This window comes from Streptomyces sp. NPDC059477 (assembly GCF_042749375.1).
In the GTDB taxonomy this organism is placed as follows: Bacteria; Actinomycetota; Actinomycetes; order Streptomycetales; family Streptomycetaceae; genus Streptomyces.
The window spans coordinates 50,640-66,089 of record NZ_JBHYUG010000021.1; the positions used below are offsets into that span (position 1 = coordinate 50,640).

The following is a 15,450-nucleotide window of genomic DNA, read 5'->3' on the forward strand; positions in this document are numbered from 1 at the left end:
CGGTGCTGGGCTGACGGACGCGGCGCCTCATTGACGTACGGGCCGCCGCACCGGCGTACCCGCTGCCCACCCGCCGTTTCATCGGCGTCCGCCCCCCGCCGCCATCCCGGCGGAGATCCGTTCCGCGGTCGCCGCCAGCGCGGGCATGATCTCGCGCACCCGGGCCGCCGAGTACCGCACGCTGGGCAGGGACACGGACACGGCCGCGACGGTGGCTCCGGCCGGGTCGCTCACCCCGCGCCCGACGGCGACGAGCCCGCGCTCGGAGCGCCCCAGGTTGACGGCGATGCCCCTCCTGCGGACGGCGCCGAGCGTCGCGCGCAGTTCCGTCAGGTCCGGGAGTTCCTCCGACCCGTCGGCCGGGGCGGTCGCGTACAGCGCGCTCAGGGTGTCGTCGGGGAGCGCGGCGAGCATCACCAGCCCGCCGCTCACCTGGTGTGCCGGGAAGACCATGCCCTCGCGGTTGCCGACCCGCAGCGCGCGGGCGCACTCGACCGAGGCGATGAACCGTACGGTCCGGCCGGTCCGCACACTCAGATTCGCGGTCTCGCCGAGGGTGTCGACCAGGGCGCGCAGCGGGGCGAGCGCGGCGGCCCGGACGGCCGAGACGGTCGAGTGCGCGGTGTCGGCGATCTCCAGGACCGGGCCCGCGCGGTAGCTGCGGTCCGCGTTCTGCGCGGCGAAGTCGCGGTACACCAGCGTGGACAGCAGCCGGTGGGCGCTGGAGCGGGCCACGCCGAGCCTGCGGGCGGCCTCGGCGACCGTGAGCGGCCCTTCGACCTGGAGGATCACCGCCAGTCGCAGCGCGTGATCCACGCTGGCGACGCCGTACGCGGGCGGGTTCTTCATGGACCTGGGCAAGCCGACCACCGTCCTCTGTTCTGCAAGCCAGAATCCACTATCGCAGATCAGACAATCTCCGGCATCGTCGCCGTATGAGCGAACACGACGACGTGGACCCCCCGGTGGATTCCTGGGTGTCCCCGGTGTCCCTGACCGTCGAGGACGGGCCGGATCAGCCGCCGGTGACCGACGGGCTGGCGGATCTCTACCGCGGCTTCGAGCAGGCCCTGCTGGTACCCCTGTGGACCCGGATCGGGGATCTGATGCCCGCGCGTCCCAGGTCGCGGGCGCGACCGCACCGCTGGGAGTGGCGCACGCTCCTCGATCTGGCGGGCCGCTCCGGCGATCTCGTGCCGGTCGGCCGGGGCGGCGAGCGGCGGGCCATGGCGCTGGCCAATCCGGGCCTGGGCGGCAGACCGTACGCCACCCCCACGCTGTGGGCGGCCATCCAGTACCTGATGCCCGGCGAGGACGCGCCCGAGCACCGGCACAGCCAGAACGCCTTCCGGTTCGTCGTGGAGGGCGAGGGCGTGTGGACGGTGGTGGAGGGCGACCCGGTGCCGATGCGGCGCGGCGACTTCCTGCCGCAGCCCGGCCTCAACTGGCACGCGCACCACAACGCGGCCGACCGGCCGATGGCGTGGCTCGACGGCCTGGACATCCCCCTCCAGTACGACATCGAGGCGCAGTTCTTCGACTTCGGACGGGACACCCTCCCGGCGGAGGAACGCACGGCCCCCGATCGCTCACGCGCCGAACTCCTGTGGGGTCACCCCGGACTGGTGCCCGTGTCGCAGTGCGAGCGCCGTAGCGGCGGCACTCCGCTGCTGCGCTACCGCTGGGAGGACACCGACGCCGCCCTCGCGGGCCAGCTGGAGCTGGAGCGGCGGGGCCATCCCGGCACGGTCGAGCCCGGTCACGCCCTGGTGCGCTACACCGACCCGGCCACCGCGGGTGATGTCCTGCCGACCATCCGCGCCCAGTTCCACCGCGTCCGCGGCGGCGCCGAGACGGCACCGCGCCAGGAGACGGGCTCCTCCGTCTACCAGGTCTTCGACGGCTCGGGCCGGGTCACGGTCGGCGACCGCTCGTGGTCGGTGCAGCGCGGTGACCTGTTCGTCGTCCCCTCCTGGCAGCCGCTGTCGATCCGGTCCGAGGCCACGCCGTCCGACTCCGACTCCGGCGCGCTGGACCTGTTCCAGTTCAGCGACGCCCCGCTGCTCACCAAGCTCCAGCTGTTCCGCACCCACATGGGCCATATCGAGGAGAACCCCGCGTGAAACTCGCCACCCTCCGTCTCGGCGACGGCACCACCACGGCGGTACGCGTCGAGGGTGACTCCCTCGTCGGTCTGGGCCTCGGGGACGTGGGCGCCGTACTGGCGTCACCCGGCGGTCTTGAGGCCGCGGCGACGGCCGACGGCCCGCGCCACCCGGCCACCGGTGCCGACTTCGCCCCGCTGGTCCCCCGGCCCGGCAAGGTCATCTGCGTGGGCCTGAACTACCGCGGGCACATCACCGAGATGGGCCGCGATCTGCCCAGCCACCCCACCCTCTTCGCCAAGTTCGCGGACACCCTCATCGGCGCCACCGACGACATCCGGCGTCCGGCCGAGACCGAGCGGTTCGACTGGGAGGCCGAACTCGCCGTGGTCGTCGGGCGCCCGGTGCGGCGGGCCGACGAGACCGAGGCGCAGGCCGCCATCGCGGGCTTCACCCTCCTCAACGACATCACCTGCCGCGACTGGCAGTTCCGCACCCGTGAGTGGCTCCAGGGCAAGAACTGGGAGTCCACCACCCCGCTCGGCCCGCATCTCGTCACCACCGACGAGGCCGGTGGCCCGCGTCCCGCGCTGGACATCAGCTGCGCGGTCAACGGGCGGGTCACCCAGCAGGACACCACCGGCGACCTGCTCTTCGACCCGGTCCACCTGGTCCGCTACATCTCCACCATGATCCGGCTGGACCCCGGCGACATCATCGCCACCGGCACCCCCGGCGGCGTGGGCCACGCCCGCGAGCCGCAGGTGTATCTCCAGCCGGGCGACACCGTGGTCACCGAGATCGAGGGCCTGGGCCGCCTGGAGAACCGGGTCGTCGCCGAGGGGACGCGATGAGAACCCTGGAACAGGCGCTGACCTGGGTGGCCGAGGGCACGGACCTGTGCCGCGCGGCGCTGGCCGACCTCGACGAGACGTCGTACGACGCGCCCTCGCTGCTGCCCGGCTGGACCCGCAAGCACGTCGTGGCCCATCTGGCGGGCAACGCCTCGGCCCTGCTGAATCTGGTGCGCTGGGCGCGTACGGGCGAGATCACCCCGATGTACAGCTCGCCGGAGCGGCGGCTGATCGACATCGCGTCGGGCGCCGAGTTGCCCGGTGACCGGCTGACCGTCCGGTTCGAGGATTCCGCGCGGGCGCTGGACCGTGCCATGGCCTCACTGTCCGCCGCGCAGTGGCGGGTGGAGGTGGTGACCGCCCAGCAGCGGATCATCCCCGCCGGTGAGGTGCCGTGGCTGCGGGCGAGGGAGGTCATGGTGCACGCCGTCGACCTCGGCACCGGCATCCGGTTCGCGGATCTGCCCGGGGGGTTCCTGGCCGAACTCCGCCATGACATCCGCGCGAAGCGGGGTGCCGGGGGCGTCGCCGCCGTACGGGGTGACGACGCCGTACCGGGCAACCCCGTCGTACAAGGCGCCGACGCCGTCCGGGGCACCGACGCCGAGGTCACCGCGTACCTGGCGGGCCGCCCGTACACCGGGGTGACGACGGCCGAGGGCCTGCCCGCCGAGCCGCTGGGTCCATGGCTGTGACCGGCCGGGCGACGGGCGCGGACCGACATGAGGAGCACCTGGGATGAGCAGCAGAAACACACCACCCCGTCCGGACGTTTTGGTGGCCGGAGGCGGCATAGGCGGGCTCTCGGCCGCGCTGGCACTCGCCCGGCAGGGCCTCCGCGTCCGCCTCTACGAGCAGGCCCCGGAGTTCGGCGAGGTCGGCGCGGGCCTGCAACTGGCCCCGAACTGCACCCGGATCCTGCACGAGTACGGGCTCCTGGACGAGGCCGTCCGGCTCGGCGTGCTCCCGGAGCGGATGCTCATGAAGGACGCGCTGGACGGGAAGGTACTGACCCGCGTCGACCTCAAGGACCTGGCACGCCGCTACGGCTTCCCCTACCTGGTGATCCACCGCAGCGACCTGCACGGCGTCCTGCTGCGCGGCTGCCGCCGGGCGGGCGTGGAACTGGTGACCGGGGCACGCGTGGTGGCGTACGAGAACGTGCCGGACGGCGCGCGCGTCACCCTCGCCGACGGCCGCGAGGACCGGGCCGAGGCCGTCCTCGCCGCCGACGGGCTCCACTCGGTCGCGCGTGAGCTGCTCATCGACGACGAGCCGGTGAACTCGGCGTACGTCGCCTATCGCGGCGCGGTCCCCTTCGAGCGGGTGCGCGCCAACGGGGTGCACGAGAAGGACGTCGTGCTGTACGTCGGCCCGCACGCGCACTTCGTCCAGTACCCGCTGCGGGGCGGCGAGATGTTCAACCAGGTCGCGGTGTTCCGGTCGCCCAAGGCGCTGGCCGGCGCGGACGACTGGGGCACCCCGGACGAACTCGACCGTGCCTTCGCCGGGACGTGCGAACAGATCCAGAAGGGCCTGCCGCTGATGTGGCGGGACCGCTGGTGGCGGATGTTCGACCGCGATCCGCTCATGAAGTGGGTCACCGGCCGCGTCGCCCTGCTCGGCGACGCCGCCCACCCGCCGCTCCAGTACATGGCCCAGGGCGCCGTCATGGCCGTCGAGGACGGCTGGGTCCTCGCCCGCCACGTGGCCGCGCAGCGTCCCCGGCGGACCGGGACCGGCTCGGGCGTCGACTGGGGGACGGCCCTGGCCGCCTACGAGGCCGTACGCCCCGAGCACTGCCGCCGGGTCGTCCTCACCGCCCGCTCCTGGGGCGAGCTGTGGCACCACGTCGGCATCAGGCGCGAGCAGCGCAACGCCGTGATGCGCGCCCGCGACACCTACGACTACTCCTTCATGGACTGGATCTACGGCCCCACGGCCCTGACCCCCGACCAGGAGCCCCCGATGTATCCGGCTGTTCCGCTGGACTCGGTCGTCGTCAGTAGCTGAACGACGCGCGCACCGGCAGATGGTCGCTGGCCGTGGCGGGCAGCACCCCCGCCGAGACCGGGTCCAGGCCACGGGCGAGGACATGGTCGATGCGGATGAGGGGGAAGCCGGCGGGCCAGGTGAGGCCGAAACCGGCTCCCGCGGCCTCCTGCGCCGAGGTCATGGTGTGCAGCAGCGGGGCCAGCGCGCGGTCGTCCGTCGTGCCGTTGAAGTCACCGACGAGCAGTGTGCGGGCCGCGGGATCCCGGTCCATGGCGTCGGCCAGCAGTCCGGCCGCGGCGTCGCGGCGGGCGGTGGCGAAACCGGCTCCCGGCGTCACGCGCACCGACGCGAGGTGGGCCACGTACACCGTGACCGGGCCCTTCGGTGTGGTGAGCGTGGCGCGCAGGGCACGCGGCCACGGCATGATGTCGAGGGGTTCGGCGCCGGTCATCTCGTACGTGCTCCACAGGCCCACCCCGCCCTGGATCGTGTAGTGCCGGTAGCGGTCGGGGAGCGCCCGGCGGAACGGGTCCCGGGCCACCGACGACAGTTCCTGGACCGCGATCACCTGCGCGCCGGTCGCCGCGAGCGCGCGGGCCGTACCGGCCGGGTCCGGGTTGTCCTCACCGACGTTGTGGGTGACCACGGTCAGGGTCCCGCCCGGACGCTGTTTGTCGGTGACGGTGTCCCCGTACAGGGTCAGCCAGGCCAGGGCCGGGAGGAGCGCGCCGATGACGGTGAGCGGCGAGCGGCGGAACAGGCCCAGCAGGAGCAGCGGCGGGACCGCCAGCACCGACCAGGGGAGGAAGGTCTCGACGAGGCTGCCGATGTTTCCGGGGGTGTCGGGGAGGACGGGATGGGCGAGCAGGGTCGCCGCGTACAGGGCGCTCAGCGCGGCGGTGCGGCGTCCTGCGCGCCAGTTCGTCCATGGTCCGGATCTGGGTCTGGGGCCGGGTCCAGGCTCGGGTCCGGGCTCGGGCTCGGCTGGTGTCCGGGAGGCGGTCGGCGCGGGTTCGGGTTCGGTGGGCGCGGGTTCCGTGGTGGTCATCGCCGGGCTCCCCGCTGGGCCGCCGCGACGAGGCGTTCCGACACGTCGAAGACCGTCTGGAGACCCTGGGCGGGTGTGGTGTCCGCGTCCTGGTGGAGAACGACCCCGAGGATCAGACCGGTCTCGTCCCCGGCGTCGTCCTTCCCCCCGCCCGTCCTGGCCGCCCACATCAGGGCTCCGCCCGCCGGTGTGCTCGAACCGGTCTTGACGCCGACGATGCCGGAGGTCCCCAGGAGCCTGTTCGTGTTGGCGATCGTCCCCACGCCCTGTCCGATGGTGACCTCATCGGTGGCGACGATCGCCCGGAAGACCTCGTCCCCCATGACCGCGCGGGCGAGCTTCAGCTGATCCTCGGAGGTGCTCGTGTTCCTGGGGTCGATACCGCTCGCGTCGGTGTAGGTGGTCCGGGTCATCCCCAGGTCGGCCGCCGCGCGGTTCATCTTCGCGGCGAAGGCGTCCTCGCTGCCCGCGTCCCAGCGGGCCAGTTGCCGCGCGATGTTGTTCCCCGAGGGCAGCAGCATCATCTCCAGCAGCTGCCGCTGCCCGAGCCGCTGCCCCTGCTGGACGATCACCGTCGATTCCACGGAGGAGAACGACTCGTCCTGAGCCCGCTGGTCGACCGTGACGAGCGGACCGGACTCCTCCTTCTCCAGCGGATGGCCGGTGAGGATCACATGCGCGGTCATCACCTTGGCGAGGCTCGCGATCGGTACGGGGTTCTGCGCGCCGCTCGTCCCGGAACGGCCGCTCTCCATGTCGGTGACGCTCGCCTGGCCCTCCTTCGGCCACGGCAGCACCAGCGGACCGGTGACCCGCGCGGAGTCGGCCGTCGTCCCCGTGCCGTCCCGTGCCGCCTCGGTGCCGCTGACCCAGCAGCCCGCGGTGACCGTCAGGAGCAGGGCCGTCAACGTGCCCCACAGGACGAACGCCCTGGCCGGCCGTCGGCGGTCGGTGAACGGGCTGGGGCGGAGCTGGACACGCATGGGCTGCCTCCGGGTCGAGCGCACGGGACCGCACGCGTCACCCACCCTGCAAAGGCGGAGTCTCCGTACCGCTGAGACGGCTCATCCATCGCCGCTCGGGAATGTGTCCGCCGTGTATCGGTGCCGGTGCCGGTGCCGGTGCCGGTGGCGGTGCCGGTGCCTGTGCCGGTGGCGGTGCCTGTGCCGGTGGCGGTGGCGGTGGCGGTTCAGGTTCCGGTTGCGCCCGTTCCGTGCCCCGGATCAGATGTCGTCCGCGTACCCGCCCGGCAGCCTCAGGACCGCGATCGCGCCCCCGTCCGGCGCGTTGGCCAGGTCGAGCGTCGCCCCGATGACCCCGGCGTGGCCCAGCGCGATGGTCAGGCCGAGTCCATGGCCGTGGCCCCGTTCCGGGGCGCCGGTACGGAATCGCTGGGGGCCCTCCGCCAGGAGGCGGGTCGGGAAGCCGGGCCCGTGGTCGCGTACCACGACGGTCGGGCCGTCGACCGTCACCTCGACGGGCGCCCGGCCGTGACGGTGCGCGTTGAGGACGAGATTGGCGATGATGCGGTCCAGGCGGCGCGGGTCGGTCGAGATCCGCCGGTTGTCGACGATCACCGTCCGGGTCGGCTGCCCGGTCCGGGCCACCGTCGCCTCGACGACGCTGCCCACCGGGACGGGCCGCGCGTCGGCCGCCTCCGCCCCCGCGTCCAGCCGGGAGATCTCCAGCAGTTCCTCGACCAGCGCGCGCAGGACGCCTACCCGGTCCCGTACGAGATCGGTGGCGCGGCCGTCGGGGAGCAGTTCGGTGGAGGTGACCAGGCCCATCAGCGGGGTGCGCAGTTCGTGGGCCACGTCGGCGGTGAAGCGCTGTTCGGTGAGGAGCCGCTGCTGGAGGGCGTGGGCCATCGAGTCCACGGCCCCCGCGATCTCCGTGATCTCGTCCCCGCGCCGGGCGTCCGCTCCGGTACGGGCGTCGAGTTCGCCGTCCGCGATACGGCGGGCGGTCCGCGCGACCTTGCGCAGACGGAGATTGAGGAGTTCGGTGACGACGAGGGAGAGGGGGACGATCACCAGGAGCGTCGCCCCCGACACCTTGACCATGGTCCGGTCGAGGGCGGCGAGTTCCAGTTTCTCGGTGCCCAGGTGGAGCGAGACGGCGAGTGTCCCGCCGTCCAGGGGCTGAGCGGCCCACATCCACGGGCCGTTGCGGCTCTGCGTGTCGTACCAGATGGCGGGTCCGTCCGTCGTGCGCACCTGGCTCAGCAGTTCGGGCGGCATCTCCGCCTCGTCCAGGATCGCCCCCTCCACGGGGGTGCCGCCGCCGCGCCGGTACTCGTCGGCCGCGGCCGTGAGGTACTCCGTGGCGCGGCCCGCGCCCTCCCGCTGGTGCCGTTCGGCGGTGGCGTTGTGCACGAGGAGGCCGACGGCCAGGGCGACGGCGCAGGATGCCGCGACCACGAGCGCGGCGATCTGCCAGCGCAACGATCGCCAGTTCGACAGGCGCCGCCACACCGTGCTCCATGCGCTCGTCATGCTTCGTACGCTCGACTTGTCTCGGTTATTCCGTTTACTCCGTGCGGTCACCGCGCTCAGCGCCGCAGTTTGTAGCCGAAGCCACGGACGGTCTCGACGCGGTCGGCGCCGATCTTCTTGCGGAGGCGCTGCACACACAGGTCGACGACCCGGCTGTCGCCGTCCCAGCCGTAGTCCCATACGTTGCGCAGCAGGCTCTGCCGGTCCAGGACGATCCCGGGGTGTGCCGCGAACTCCAGCAGCAGCCGCAGTTCGGTGGGGGCCAGGGCGATCCGCTCACCGTCCCGGAACACCTCAAGGCCACGGGTGTCGATCGTCAGATCGCCGAAGACCAGCCGATCGGGACCGGAGGGCGGGGCCGACGCGGGCGCCGCCGCCGGTCCCGGTGCTCGTCCGTCCTGCTCCGGGCGGCCGGGCGTGAAGGTGGCGCGGCGCAGCAGGGCCCGGATCCGGGCGACCAGTACGGGGGTGTCGACGGGCTTGACCACATAGTCGTCGGCGCCCGCCTCCAGGCCCGACACGACGTCCAGCGCGTCACCGCGGGCCGACATCATCAGGACCGGGGCCTGACTGGTCTCCCGTACCTTGCGGCACAGACCGATGCCGTCCAGCTCGGGCAGCATGACATCCAGCAGCAGCAGGTCGGGCGTCCGCTCCCGGAAGTGCTCCAGGCCCGTGAGTCCGTCGGCGGCCGACCGGACGTGATACCCGTAGCGCTCCAGCGCCATCGCGACCGAGGTACGGATCACCTCGTCGTCCTCGACCAGGAGGAGGGCCGCACCATCGTTGTCCGCGCTCACTGATCCCCCCTCGCTTGTTCCCCATGTCCGGATCGGACAGCCTACCTATCGGATTTTTCGGGGGGTGAGGGTGGCCGGGCGCTGGTCGTCCGCCCATCGGCAGTGAATTCACCGTGCCGCTCGCTGATCTTTTAGAAGACAAACCGCTCGAACCATAAAGTGCCCCGCAAGGCGCGTATTACACAAGTTAAAAAATGCTCTCAACAATGTTCTTTCTCCGTTGCGGTCACTCATTTGCCGCGCAACTGGAGGACCGAGCGGAGCGTTAGCGGGACATGACGAAATCAAGGCTCCTCGCCTTACGTCGCCGCGGAGCGAAGGCGGGTGCCCTGCGGGCGGAGGACGCAGGGCATGACACCCGGGATACCGAGTCGCTGCTCGTCGAATTTCTCAGCCTGTTGGACGCGACGCAGGAGGAACTCAATCAGCGGTGGAGCGGTCAGGGAAACGCCGCCTGCCACACGGACCGCATGCGACGTGGGTGAATGACCATGAATCATGACTATATGGATCTCTCGTACGCGCAGCGGGAGTGGTACCCCGAGTACCCCGAGGCATACCCTCCGGGGCCGGGTACCGGCTGGCACGGCGGTCCCATCGACACCCCGCACCCGCAGGGCCCCTTGGAACCCCCGGATCCGGGGTGGGACCCGGTCGAGGAACTCGCCTATCTGATGCAGGACGCCGGGCCCGCCGAGCGGGCGACCGGCGTGCCGCCGCCGCACGCCGTGCCACCCCCGCACGCGGTACCGCATTCGCATGCCGTCCCACCGCCGCACGTCGTCCCGCCGCCGCACAGCGAGCCGTCGTCCGGCGCCGATTTCTCCGAATCGCTGGAGAATCTGGTCCAGATCACGGCGCAGTTGCCGCCCATTCGGCGCTCCGCCACGAGACGCTCCGCGATGGGACATCGCAAGACCCGCACCCGCAAACCGCGCTTCAAGTGGTTGCAGACCGGCAGCTTTGTGATCGTCGCCTGCGTCGCCGTCATCGTGGCGACGGTGAGCGTCTTCGGTGCCATGGCGGCCTACGGGCCTCTCCAGCGCATCACGTCCGACGCCGAAGGCGGGGAAATTCCCTGGTGGCCCCTTCTCGTCTATGGCCCCTGGATTGTCGGCTCGCTCTCCATTCTGCGCACCGCCCTGCATCGGCGCCGGGCGCTGCACTCCTGGTCCGTCGTCCTCATTTTCTCCGCCGTCGCGATGATGCTGTGCGTCACTCAGGCCGAGCGGACCATCGCCGGTATCGCCGGAGCGGCCCTGCCTGCTCTCGCGTCCCTGGCGTGCTTCCAGCAGCTTGTGCGGCAGATCACCTTGACCCTGCCGCCACGCAAGAGCGCGTCCCGTCATCGGCATTAGCCACACCCCGGCGGGTCGGGTACGAGCGGTGGCGCGGCCCCGGGCTTTCAACGCGGGCACGACTTTGTTCTGATGCGGGGTATCCCTCGACCCACGTACGGGGAACTCCGCCCATGGACTGACGGTGCTACGCGACTCGGCCGCCCACCGCGACGCCGGGCGGTGCCGCTCCGCCGCCCTCACCCGGGCGACACTCGCCGAGACCCCCTGAGCCCGGGACAACTCCGTCCCCGTACGGCACCTGGCATCGCCTCAACCCGTGCTGGGGTGCTCGCCGGCCGGGGTGTGCGCGGTGAGGAGGAGGTCTTCGTAGGTGTGGTGGTGGCGGGTGGTGGTGCGGTGGTGCAGCAGGCCGGCCGCGCGGACGGGTTCGCCCGCGTCGACGAGGGCGCGGGCGAGGGTGTCCTGGATGATCTCGCGTTCGACCCGTACCCCGCCGATCCGTTCCGCCCGCTCGCCCAGCGCCGTCAGCAGGTCCACCGCCGCGCGGGGGCGGCCCGCGGTGATCTCGGCCAGTGCCTGGACGACGGGCGCCAGGACATCGCGGTAGTCGGGGCGTTCATCGGTGGCGGCCCGGCGGGCCAGGGCGTGCAGGTCGTCGGTGGCCGCCTCCACGGCCAGGGCCAGGGCCAGGTTGAAGGTGTGGAAGATCTCCGCCGTCCCGCCCGGCGCGGCGAGCAGTTCCCGTACGTGGCCGGGGTCGCTGCGACCGGCCGGTGACTCCCCGATGAGGAGCAGCCGCCAGTTCGTCGCGGCCCGCATACCGACATCCGTACGGGCCAGTGCCGTGTCCGCGCGCCTGCGGGCGTCGGGGAAGTCGCCGCAGGCGAGGGACTGGAGGGCGGCGTGCCAGTTCAGGTGCCGTGACTGCACCGCCTGCGGGTCCGCCCGCAGCCACTGGTCGAGGAAGGCGGTGCCGGCGGGGCCGGTGCCCAGTTCGTGCCCGGCGTGGGCGAGGGCGTGGGCGGCGACGCCCGAGCGGGGATGCAGGCCCAGTGCGCGCTCGGCGAGTTCGTACGCCTCGCGCGTCCGGCCCTGTTCCGCCCGGGTGGCGGCCAGCCAGCTGGTCCACGGCCAGTTCTCCGGGCCCGCCACCGCCGCCTGCTCCTCCGTCAGGGTGTCGCCGTGGGTGCGGTAGTCGGCGTCCTCGCAGGCCCAGAACGCGCCGAGCATCAGCCCGGCCAGCTCGTCGGCGGGCCAGCGGGCGAAGTGCCCGGTCAGGTGATCGGCCGTCAGCCGGTACTGCCGGTGGGTGTGGAGGAACACCCCGTACACCAGGCTCGCCTCGCGCTCACCGGCGCCCAGCGCGTCCCGATGCGCGAGCGCCAGCTGCTCCTTCAGCACGGCGTCGTCCCACCGGTCACCCGTCGCCAGCGCCAGCAGCGCCCGCGCCACACCACAGCCCGGGTCCGCACCGACCCACTCGCGCAGCGACGGCAGCGTCCGCCCGCTCAGGGACAGCAGGGCCCGCACCGCCCGCTGCTCCAGCGTCTTCGGGTCGGTCATGCGCCGCTCACCGGCCCGCTCGCCGGCGCGGTTCACACGCTTGCGGGGATCAGGGCGGTGCAGATGATGCCGCTGTTGCCGCAGTGGTTACGCGGCAGGCTCAGCGGCAGACCGGCCTGGTTGCCGCTCGCCACCCCGCTCCCGCCCACCGTGGCGCCCGCGGTCCGGGCGCCGCCGTGGCTGACACAGGTGTTGCCGAACACCGCGTTCCCGATCCCGATCACATTCGCGTGCGCGGCACCGGCCGGGACCAGCGCCGCCCCGGCCACCGCACCCAGCACCACGGCCCGCACACCCACACGTCCCGCGCCGCCACCCGTGCTCCGCGTCTCGACACCCATCGCGCTCCTCCTTCGCCCGGCACCGTGTCCCGGCACCCACACAGACCACGCAAGCCGGACAAACCCCGACCGCACTCCCCCCAACGAAGAAGCCCGCCTCCCGACACGAGAGCGTCACCCTGACCACCCCGGGTCACCCGGACCGCCCCTGGTCACCCCCACCAGCGTGATCGTCGCGACCGACCTGATCACCATGACCGGAAGGACCCCTGCTGGTCACAGTGGAGTTCGGCGGCGACGCGCTGCTCGGGTTCATCACCACGCGCCAGGGCATGCTCACGCCCCTGCGCGAGCGTGGGCGCGCTCGCCCGGTCCGGCGGCTTCTTCCTCCACCTCGCTCTCGGCGCCGAGGGCCGGTCCTCCGTCGGCACCCACGTCACCCGCGCCGGCGCCGTCCTCATCGCCGCAGCCCTCATCGCCCTCGGCGTCGGCCTGATCCAGGCCCTCTGACGGACGCGTGGGGGAGGCGAGACGAGATCGGCCGGTCGCATGTGTCGCATGTGAGTCACCTCACACGGATCCCCCGTGCGGTGCCTACGAGCCGGCCTTCGCCTCGGACCGGAGCGGATACCGGAGCAGATAGACGGCCGCGGTCGACACCAGGACGGCCATGCACGCGATGAAGATCAGCCCCGCGTCCTCCAGGCCGAGCGGGCCCGTCAGCAGCCCGACCCCGATCACCGGCAGCGAGATGCCCGCGTAGGCCACCACGAACAGCGAGGAGATCACCGACGCGCGCCGGTCCGCCGGAGACGCCTCGGCCACGGCGGACAGCGCACCACGGAACGCCAGCCCCTGCCCGGCCCCGCCGGCCAGCGCGCTCAGCACCAGCAGCCACATCAGGTCCCACCGCAGCGCCCCCGCCAGCAGCGCGAGCGCGGCGAGCAGTACGGCACAGCCCAGCGGCAGGGACCGCGCCACGCCGAACGGGCCGACCGCCAGTTGCCCGGCGACCGAGGCGAAGAAGGCCAGCGCGACGACCAGCCCGCTCACGGCGTGGTTCGCCACCCGCAGGGAGTCGGCGAGGAACTCCGGGCTGACCGAGGTGAAGACCCCGAACAGCGCGAACCCCACGAACGAGGCGACCGCCGCGGGCGCGAACACCGCCCGCACGCTCGGGGGCAGCGCGGGCCGCCGGGGCCGTACGGTGCTCAGCGGCAGCCGTTCCCGTACGGTCTCCGGGAGCCGCAGCAGTACGGCGGCGGCGCCTGCCACCAGCACGAGATGCACGGCGAACGGCAGGTACAGCGGCCAGGCGGCGTACTGCGCGAGCACCCCGGCGAGCAGCGGACCGCAGCCCAGCCCGCCCATATTGGCGGCCGTCGCCACGAACGTGGCCCGCGAGGTCCCGCCCCGCGGCGCCAGTTCCATCACGTACGCCGTGGCGGCCCCGGTGAACAGCCCGGCGGACAGTCCCGACAGCAGCCGCCCCGTGTACAGCCAGCCCAGCCCGGTGGCGGACAGGAAGCAGACCGCGCTGGCCGCCGCGAACCCCAGCCCGCACAGCAGCACCGCCCGCCTGCCCACGGCGTCCGAGACATTGCCCGCGAGCAGCAGTACGCCGATGACCCCGAAGGCGTAGACGGCGTACACCACGGTGACCGTCAGATCGGAGAACCCGAACTTTTCCTGGTAGAGGGGGTACAGGGGGGTCGGCAGGGTGGTGCCGGCCATGCACACGGCGAACACCGCCCCACCGAGCGAACACGCGCGCCACCGCCGATACCCACCGTCCACGCCGCCGACCGTAACCCGCACCCCCACCCGTATCCGGGTGCGGCACGCCACCGCGGCCGGCCCCTTCCGTCGGGGCCCGGATCGATCCGTACGTGGACGGGCGCAGCGAAGGGGACACTCTCGGGCGCATACTGGGGGCAATGACAAAGCCCACTGCACCGAAGCGTCATTTGCCTACCAGCCCCTTCAAGGCCCCGGTCGCGCCGGCTCCCAAGCAGATCGCCGTGGGCGACCAGGTCACACACGACATCTACGGCCTCGGCCGGGTCATCAGCATCGAGGACGGGATCGCGGCGCTCGTGGATTTCGGCTCGTCACGTGAGCGGATCCTGAGCCCGTACACCAAGATGACCAAGCTGTAGGACCGCTGTGCCCGGTCGCCGCCCGCCGGCTCCCACCACCGCCCTGTAACGATTGGAAAACCTCTCATCGACTCGACTTCGCTGTTCTCCGCCCCGACAGAGGCGCCCCGCTACGCCAACGCGGCATCACCGCCACCGGCGACGAACCCGTTCCAGGCCCCGGATCTCGGGGAGGACGACGACTTCCTGACCGAGGAGGCGCTGTCGTCCTTCTCGGACATGGGTTCGGTTCGAGGCGAGGGGGTCTAGCGTCGGCGCGGCACGGTGGCTTCCGGTCCCCGATCCATGCCGTGTCGGGGACCCTGGACCGGTCACCGAGCAGGATCCAGGGCCTCGGCCACCGGATATCCGGTGGCCCACCGGGCACGTCGTTCTGTACGTTGCCCCGATGACCGACAGCCAAAGGGGCAATGCCGCGTAGGCGCCCATCAGCCCTTCGGGGCGATCGCCCGGCCCGGCGGCCGAGACGGCGACGGTATCCGTCCATCGATCGGCTCTCAGGATCCTGCGCGGCCGACCTCCGTCGGCTTGAGCGGACCCGCTTCTGGCCCGAAGCCACAGAGGAAGCGTTCTGGCACTGGAGGGTCCTGGCCCACGGCCCTCTCAGAGAGCTGGCGAACTCCTTCGCGGGTGCTGATTGCGGCATCCTCGCGTGCGGGTGCTACGAAGTCGACTTCCGCGGCCACCTCGAAACCGTGCTTCACGCCCTGCCGACGAAGAGCGCGCGTGAACTGCGCGCCCTCGTCCGCGATCTCGACAGGAAGATCCTGGCCAGAGCCGAGGTCATCCCGGCCGACAGTCCGGACGCGGCGTGGTGGCGAGGGCAGATCCCGCCGTGGTGAGGGAGCG

Annotated in this window: 16 protein-coding genes; 8 read left to right on the forward strand and 8 right to left on the reverse strand. The window is 72.3% G+C overall.

Annotated features, from left to right (window positions below):
• Positions 1-78 precede the first annotated feature (78 nt).
• Positions 79-861: an IclR family transcriptional regulator gene (locus tag ACFXAZ_RS13875; RefSeq protein ID WP_384589275.1), complete on the reverse strand. Its 783-nt coding sequence runs from the start codon at positions 859-861 to the stop codon at positions 79-81.
• Positions 862-935: 74 nt separating this feature from the next.
• On the opposite strand from ACFXAZ_RS13875, the gene ACFXAZ_RS13880 reads away from it, so the two are divergent.
• Genes ACFXAZ_RS13880 through ACFXAZ_RS13895 form a run of 4 tightly spaced genes read left to right on the forward strand, consistent with a single transcriptional unit; the run spans position 936 to position 4,972 of the window.
• Positions 936-2,123, forward strand: a complete 1,188-nt coding sequence (locus ACFXAZ_RS13880; protein WP_384589278.1) for a cupin domain-containing protein — start codon at positions 936-938, stop codon at positions 2,121-2,123.
• Positions 2,120-2,959 (forward strand): fumarylacetoacetate hydrolase family protein, encoded by an 840-nt coding sequence (locus tag ACFXAZ_RS13885; protein WP_384589281.1) that lies wholly within the window; start codon positions 2,120-2,122, stop codon positions 2,957-2,959. The genes ACFXAZ_RS13880 and ACFXAZ_RS13885 overlap by 4 nt, the downstream gene beginning before the upstream one ends.
• Positions 2,956-3,654 (forward strand): maleylpyruvate isomerase N-terminal domain-containing protein, encoded by a 699-nt coding sequence (locus ACFXAZ_RS13890; protein WP_384589284.1) that lies wholly within the window; start codon positions 2,956-2,958, stop codon positions 3,652-3,654. Before ACFXAZ_RS13885 ends, ACFXAZ_RS13890 begins: the two co-directional genes overlap by 4 nt.
• 43 nt (positions 3,655-3,697) lie before the next feature.
• Positions 3,698-4,972: an FAD-dependent oxidoreductase gene (locus ACFXAZ_RS13895; RefSeq protein ID WP_384589287.1), complete on the forward strand. Its 1,275-nt coding sequence runs from the start codon at positions 3,698-3,700 to the stop codon at positions 4,970-4,972.
• On the opposite strand, the gene ACFXAZ_RS13900 is transcribed toward ACFXAZ_RS13895, so the two are convergent.
• The 4 genes from ACFXAZ_RS13900 to cseB all read right to left on the reverse strand — a co-directional run bounded on the left by ACFXAZ_RS13900 (position 4,962) and on the right by cseB (position 9,225).
• Positions 4,962-6,002, reverse strand: a complete 1,041-nt coding sequence (locus ACFXAZ_RS13900) for an endonuclease/exonuclease/phosphatase family protein (RefSeq protein WP_384589290.1) — start codon at positions 6,000-6,002, stop codon at positions 4,962-4,964. The genes ACFXAZ_RS13895 and ACFXAZ_RS13900 overlap by 11 nt on opposite strands.
• Positions 5,999-6,985: a D-alanyl-D-alanine carboxypeptidase family protein gene (locus ACFXAZ_RS13905; protein WP_384589293.1), complete on the reverse strand. Its 987-nt coding sequence runs from the start codon at positions 6,983-6,985 to the stop codon at positions 5,999-6,001. The genes ACFXAZ_RS13900 and ACFXAZ_RS13905 overlap by 4 nt, the downstream gene beginning before the upstream one ends.
• A 240-nt stretch (positions 6,986-7,225) precedes the next feature.
• On the reverse strand, positions 7,226-8,497 hold the full coding sequence (locus ACFXAZ_RS13910; protein WP_384589296.1) for an ATP-binding protein: 1,272 nt from the start codon (positions 8,495-8,497) through the stop codon (positions 7,226-7,228).
• Between the two features lie 56 nt (positions 8,498-8,553).
• A complete protein-coding gene (gene cseB, locus ACFXAZ_RS13915; protein WP_384589411.1) occupies positions 8,554-9,225 on the reverse strand; it encodes a two-component system response regulator CseB in 672 nt (223 codons plus the stop codon).
• A gap of 563 nt (positions 9,226-9,788) precedes the next feature.
• Between cseB and ACFXAZ_RS13920 the strand changes: the two genes are divergently transcribed.
• Positions 9,789-10,655 carry a DUF2637 domain-containing protein gene (locus ACFXAZ_RS13920; RefSeq protein WP_384589298.1) on the forward strand — a complete coding sequence of 289 codons (867 nt, stop codon included), beginning with the start codon at positions 9,789-9,791 and terminating at the stop codon, positions 10,653-10,655.
• Positions 10,656-10,907: 252 nt separating this feature from the next.
• Here the strand turns inward: ACFXAZ_RS13920 and ACFXAZ_RS13925 are convergent, their stop codons facing one another.
• Together ACFXAZ_RS13925 and ACFXAZ_RS13930 are read right to left on the reverse strand one after the other, a co-directional pair.
• Entirely contained in the window at positions 10,908-12,161 is a 1,254-nt protein-coding gene (locus ACFXAZ_RS13925) for a hypothetical protein (protein WP_384589301.1), read from the reverse strand.
• 32 nt (positions 12,162-12,193) lie between these two features.
• Positions 12,194-12,502, reverse strand: coding sequence for a chaplin family protein (locus ACFXAZ_RS13930; protein ID WP_384589304.1), 309 nt, complete (start codon positions 12,500-12,502; stop codon positions 12,194-12,196).
• 294 nt (positions 12,503-12,796) lie between these two features.
• Between ACFXAZ_RS13930 and ACFXAZ_RS13935 the strand changes: the two genes are divergently transcribed.
• Positions 12,797-12,952 (forward strand): hypothetical protein, encoded by a 156-nt coding sequence (locus tag ACFXAZ_RS13935; RefSeq protein ID WP_384589307.1) that lies wholly within the window; start codon positions 12,797-12,799, stop codon positions 12,950-12,952.
• Positions 12,953-13,036: 84 nt separating this feature from the next.
• Here the strand turns inward: ACFXAZ_RS13935 and ACFXAZ_RS13940 are convergent, their stop codons facing one another.
• Positions 13,037-14,239 (reverse strand): MFS transporter, encoded by a 1,203-nt coding sequence (locus tag ACFXAZ_RS13940; protein WP_384589310.1) that lies wholly within the window; start codon positions 14,237-14,239, stop codon positions 13,037-13,039.
• Positions 14,240-14,379: 140 nt separating this feature from the next.
• Here ACFXAZ_RS13940 and ACFXAZ_RS13945 point away from each other — a divergent pair, with 140 nt between their 5' ends.
• Positions 14,380-14,601 (forward strand): hypothetical protein, encoded by a 222-nt coding sequence (locus tag ACFXAZ_RS13945; protein ID WP_382680729.1) that lies wholly within the window; start codon positions 14,380-14,382, stop codon positions 14,599-14,601.
• Positions 14,602-15,296: 695 nt separating this feature from the next.
• The gene (locus ACFXAZ_RS13950; protein ID WP_384589313.1) at positions 15,297-15,443 is read left to right on the forward strand and encodes a hypothetical protein; all 147 of its coding nucleotides are present in this window, start codon (positions 15,297-15,299) and stop codon (positions 15,441-15,443) included.
• Positions 15,444-15,450 lie beyond the last annotated feature (7 nt).

Bases quoted from the DNA above. Each gene is read 5' to 3' on its own strand.
- ACFXAZ_RS13880 (WP_384589278.1), top strand. From the start codon at position 936: ATGAGCGAACACGACGACGTGGACCCCCCGGTGGATTCCTGGGTGTCC.
- ACFXAZ_RS13905 (WP_384589293.1), bottom strand. From the start codon at position 6,985: ATGCGTGTCCAGCTCCGCCCCAGCCCGTTCACCGACCGCCGACGGCCG.
- ACFXAZ_RS13945 (WP_382680729.1), top strand. From the start codon at position 14,380: ATGACAAAGCCCACTGCACCGAAGCGTCATTTGCCTACCAGCCCCTTC.
- ACFXAZ_RS13910 (WP_384589296.1), bottom strand. From the start codon at position 8,497: ATGACGAGCGCATGGAGCACGGTGTGGCGGCGCCTGTCGAACTGGCGA.
- ACFXAZ_RS13895 (WP_384589287.1), top strand. From the start codon at position 3,698: ATGAGCAGCAGAAACACACCACCCCGTCCGGACGTTTTGGTGGCCGGA.
- cseB (WP_384589411.1), bottom strand. From the start codon at position 9,225: ATGGCGCTGGAGCGCTACGGGTATCACGTCCGGTCGGCCGCCGACGGA.
- ACFXAZ_RS13930 (WP_384589304.1), bottom strand. From the start codon at position 12,502: ATGGGTGTCGAGACGCGGAGCACGGGTGGCGGCGCGGGACGTGTGGGT.
- ACFXAZ_RS13890 (WP_384589284.1), top strand. From the start codon at position 2,956: ATGAGAACCCTGGAACAGGCGCTGACCTGGGTGGCCGAGGGCACGGAC.
- ACFXAZ_RS13900 (WP_384589290.1), bottom strand. From the start codon at position 6,002: ATGACCACCACGGAACCCGCGCCCACCGAACCCGAACCCGCGCCGACC.
- ACFXAZ_RS13920 (WP_384589298.1), top strand. From the start codon at position 9,789: ATGAATCATGACTATATGGATCTCTCGTACGCGCAGCGGGAGTGGTAC.
- ACFXAZ_RS13925 (WP_384589301.1), bottom strand. From the start codon at position 12,161: ATGACCGACCCGAAGACGCTGGAGCAGCGGGCGGTGCGGGCCCTGCTG.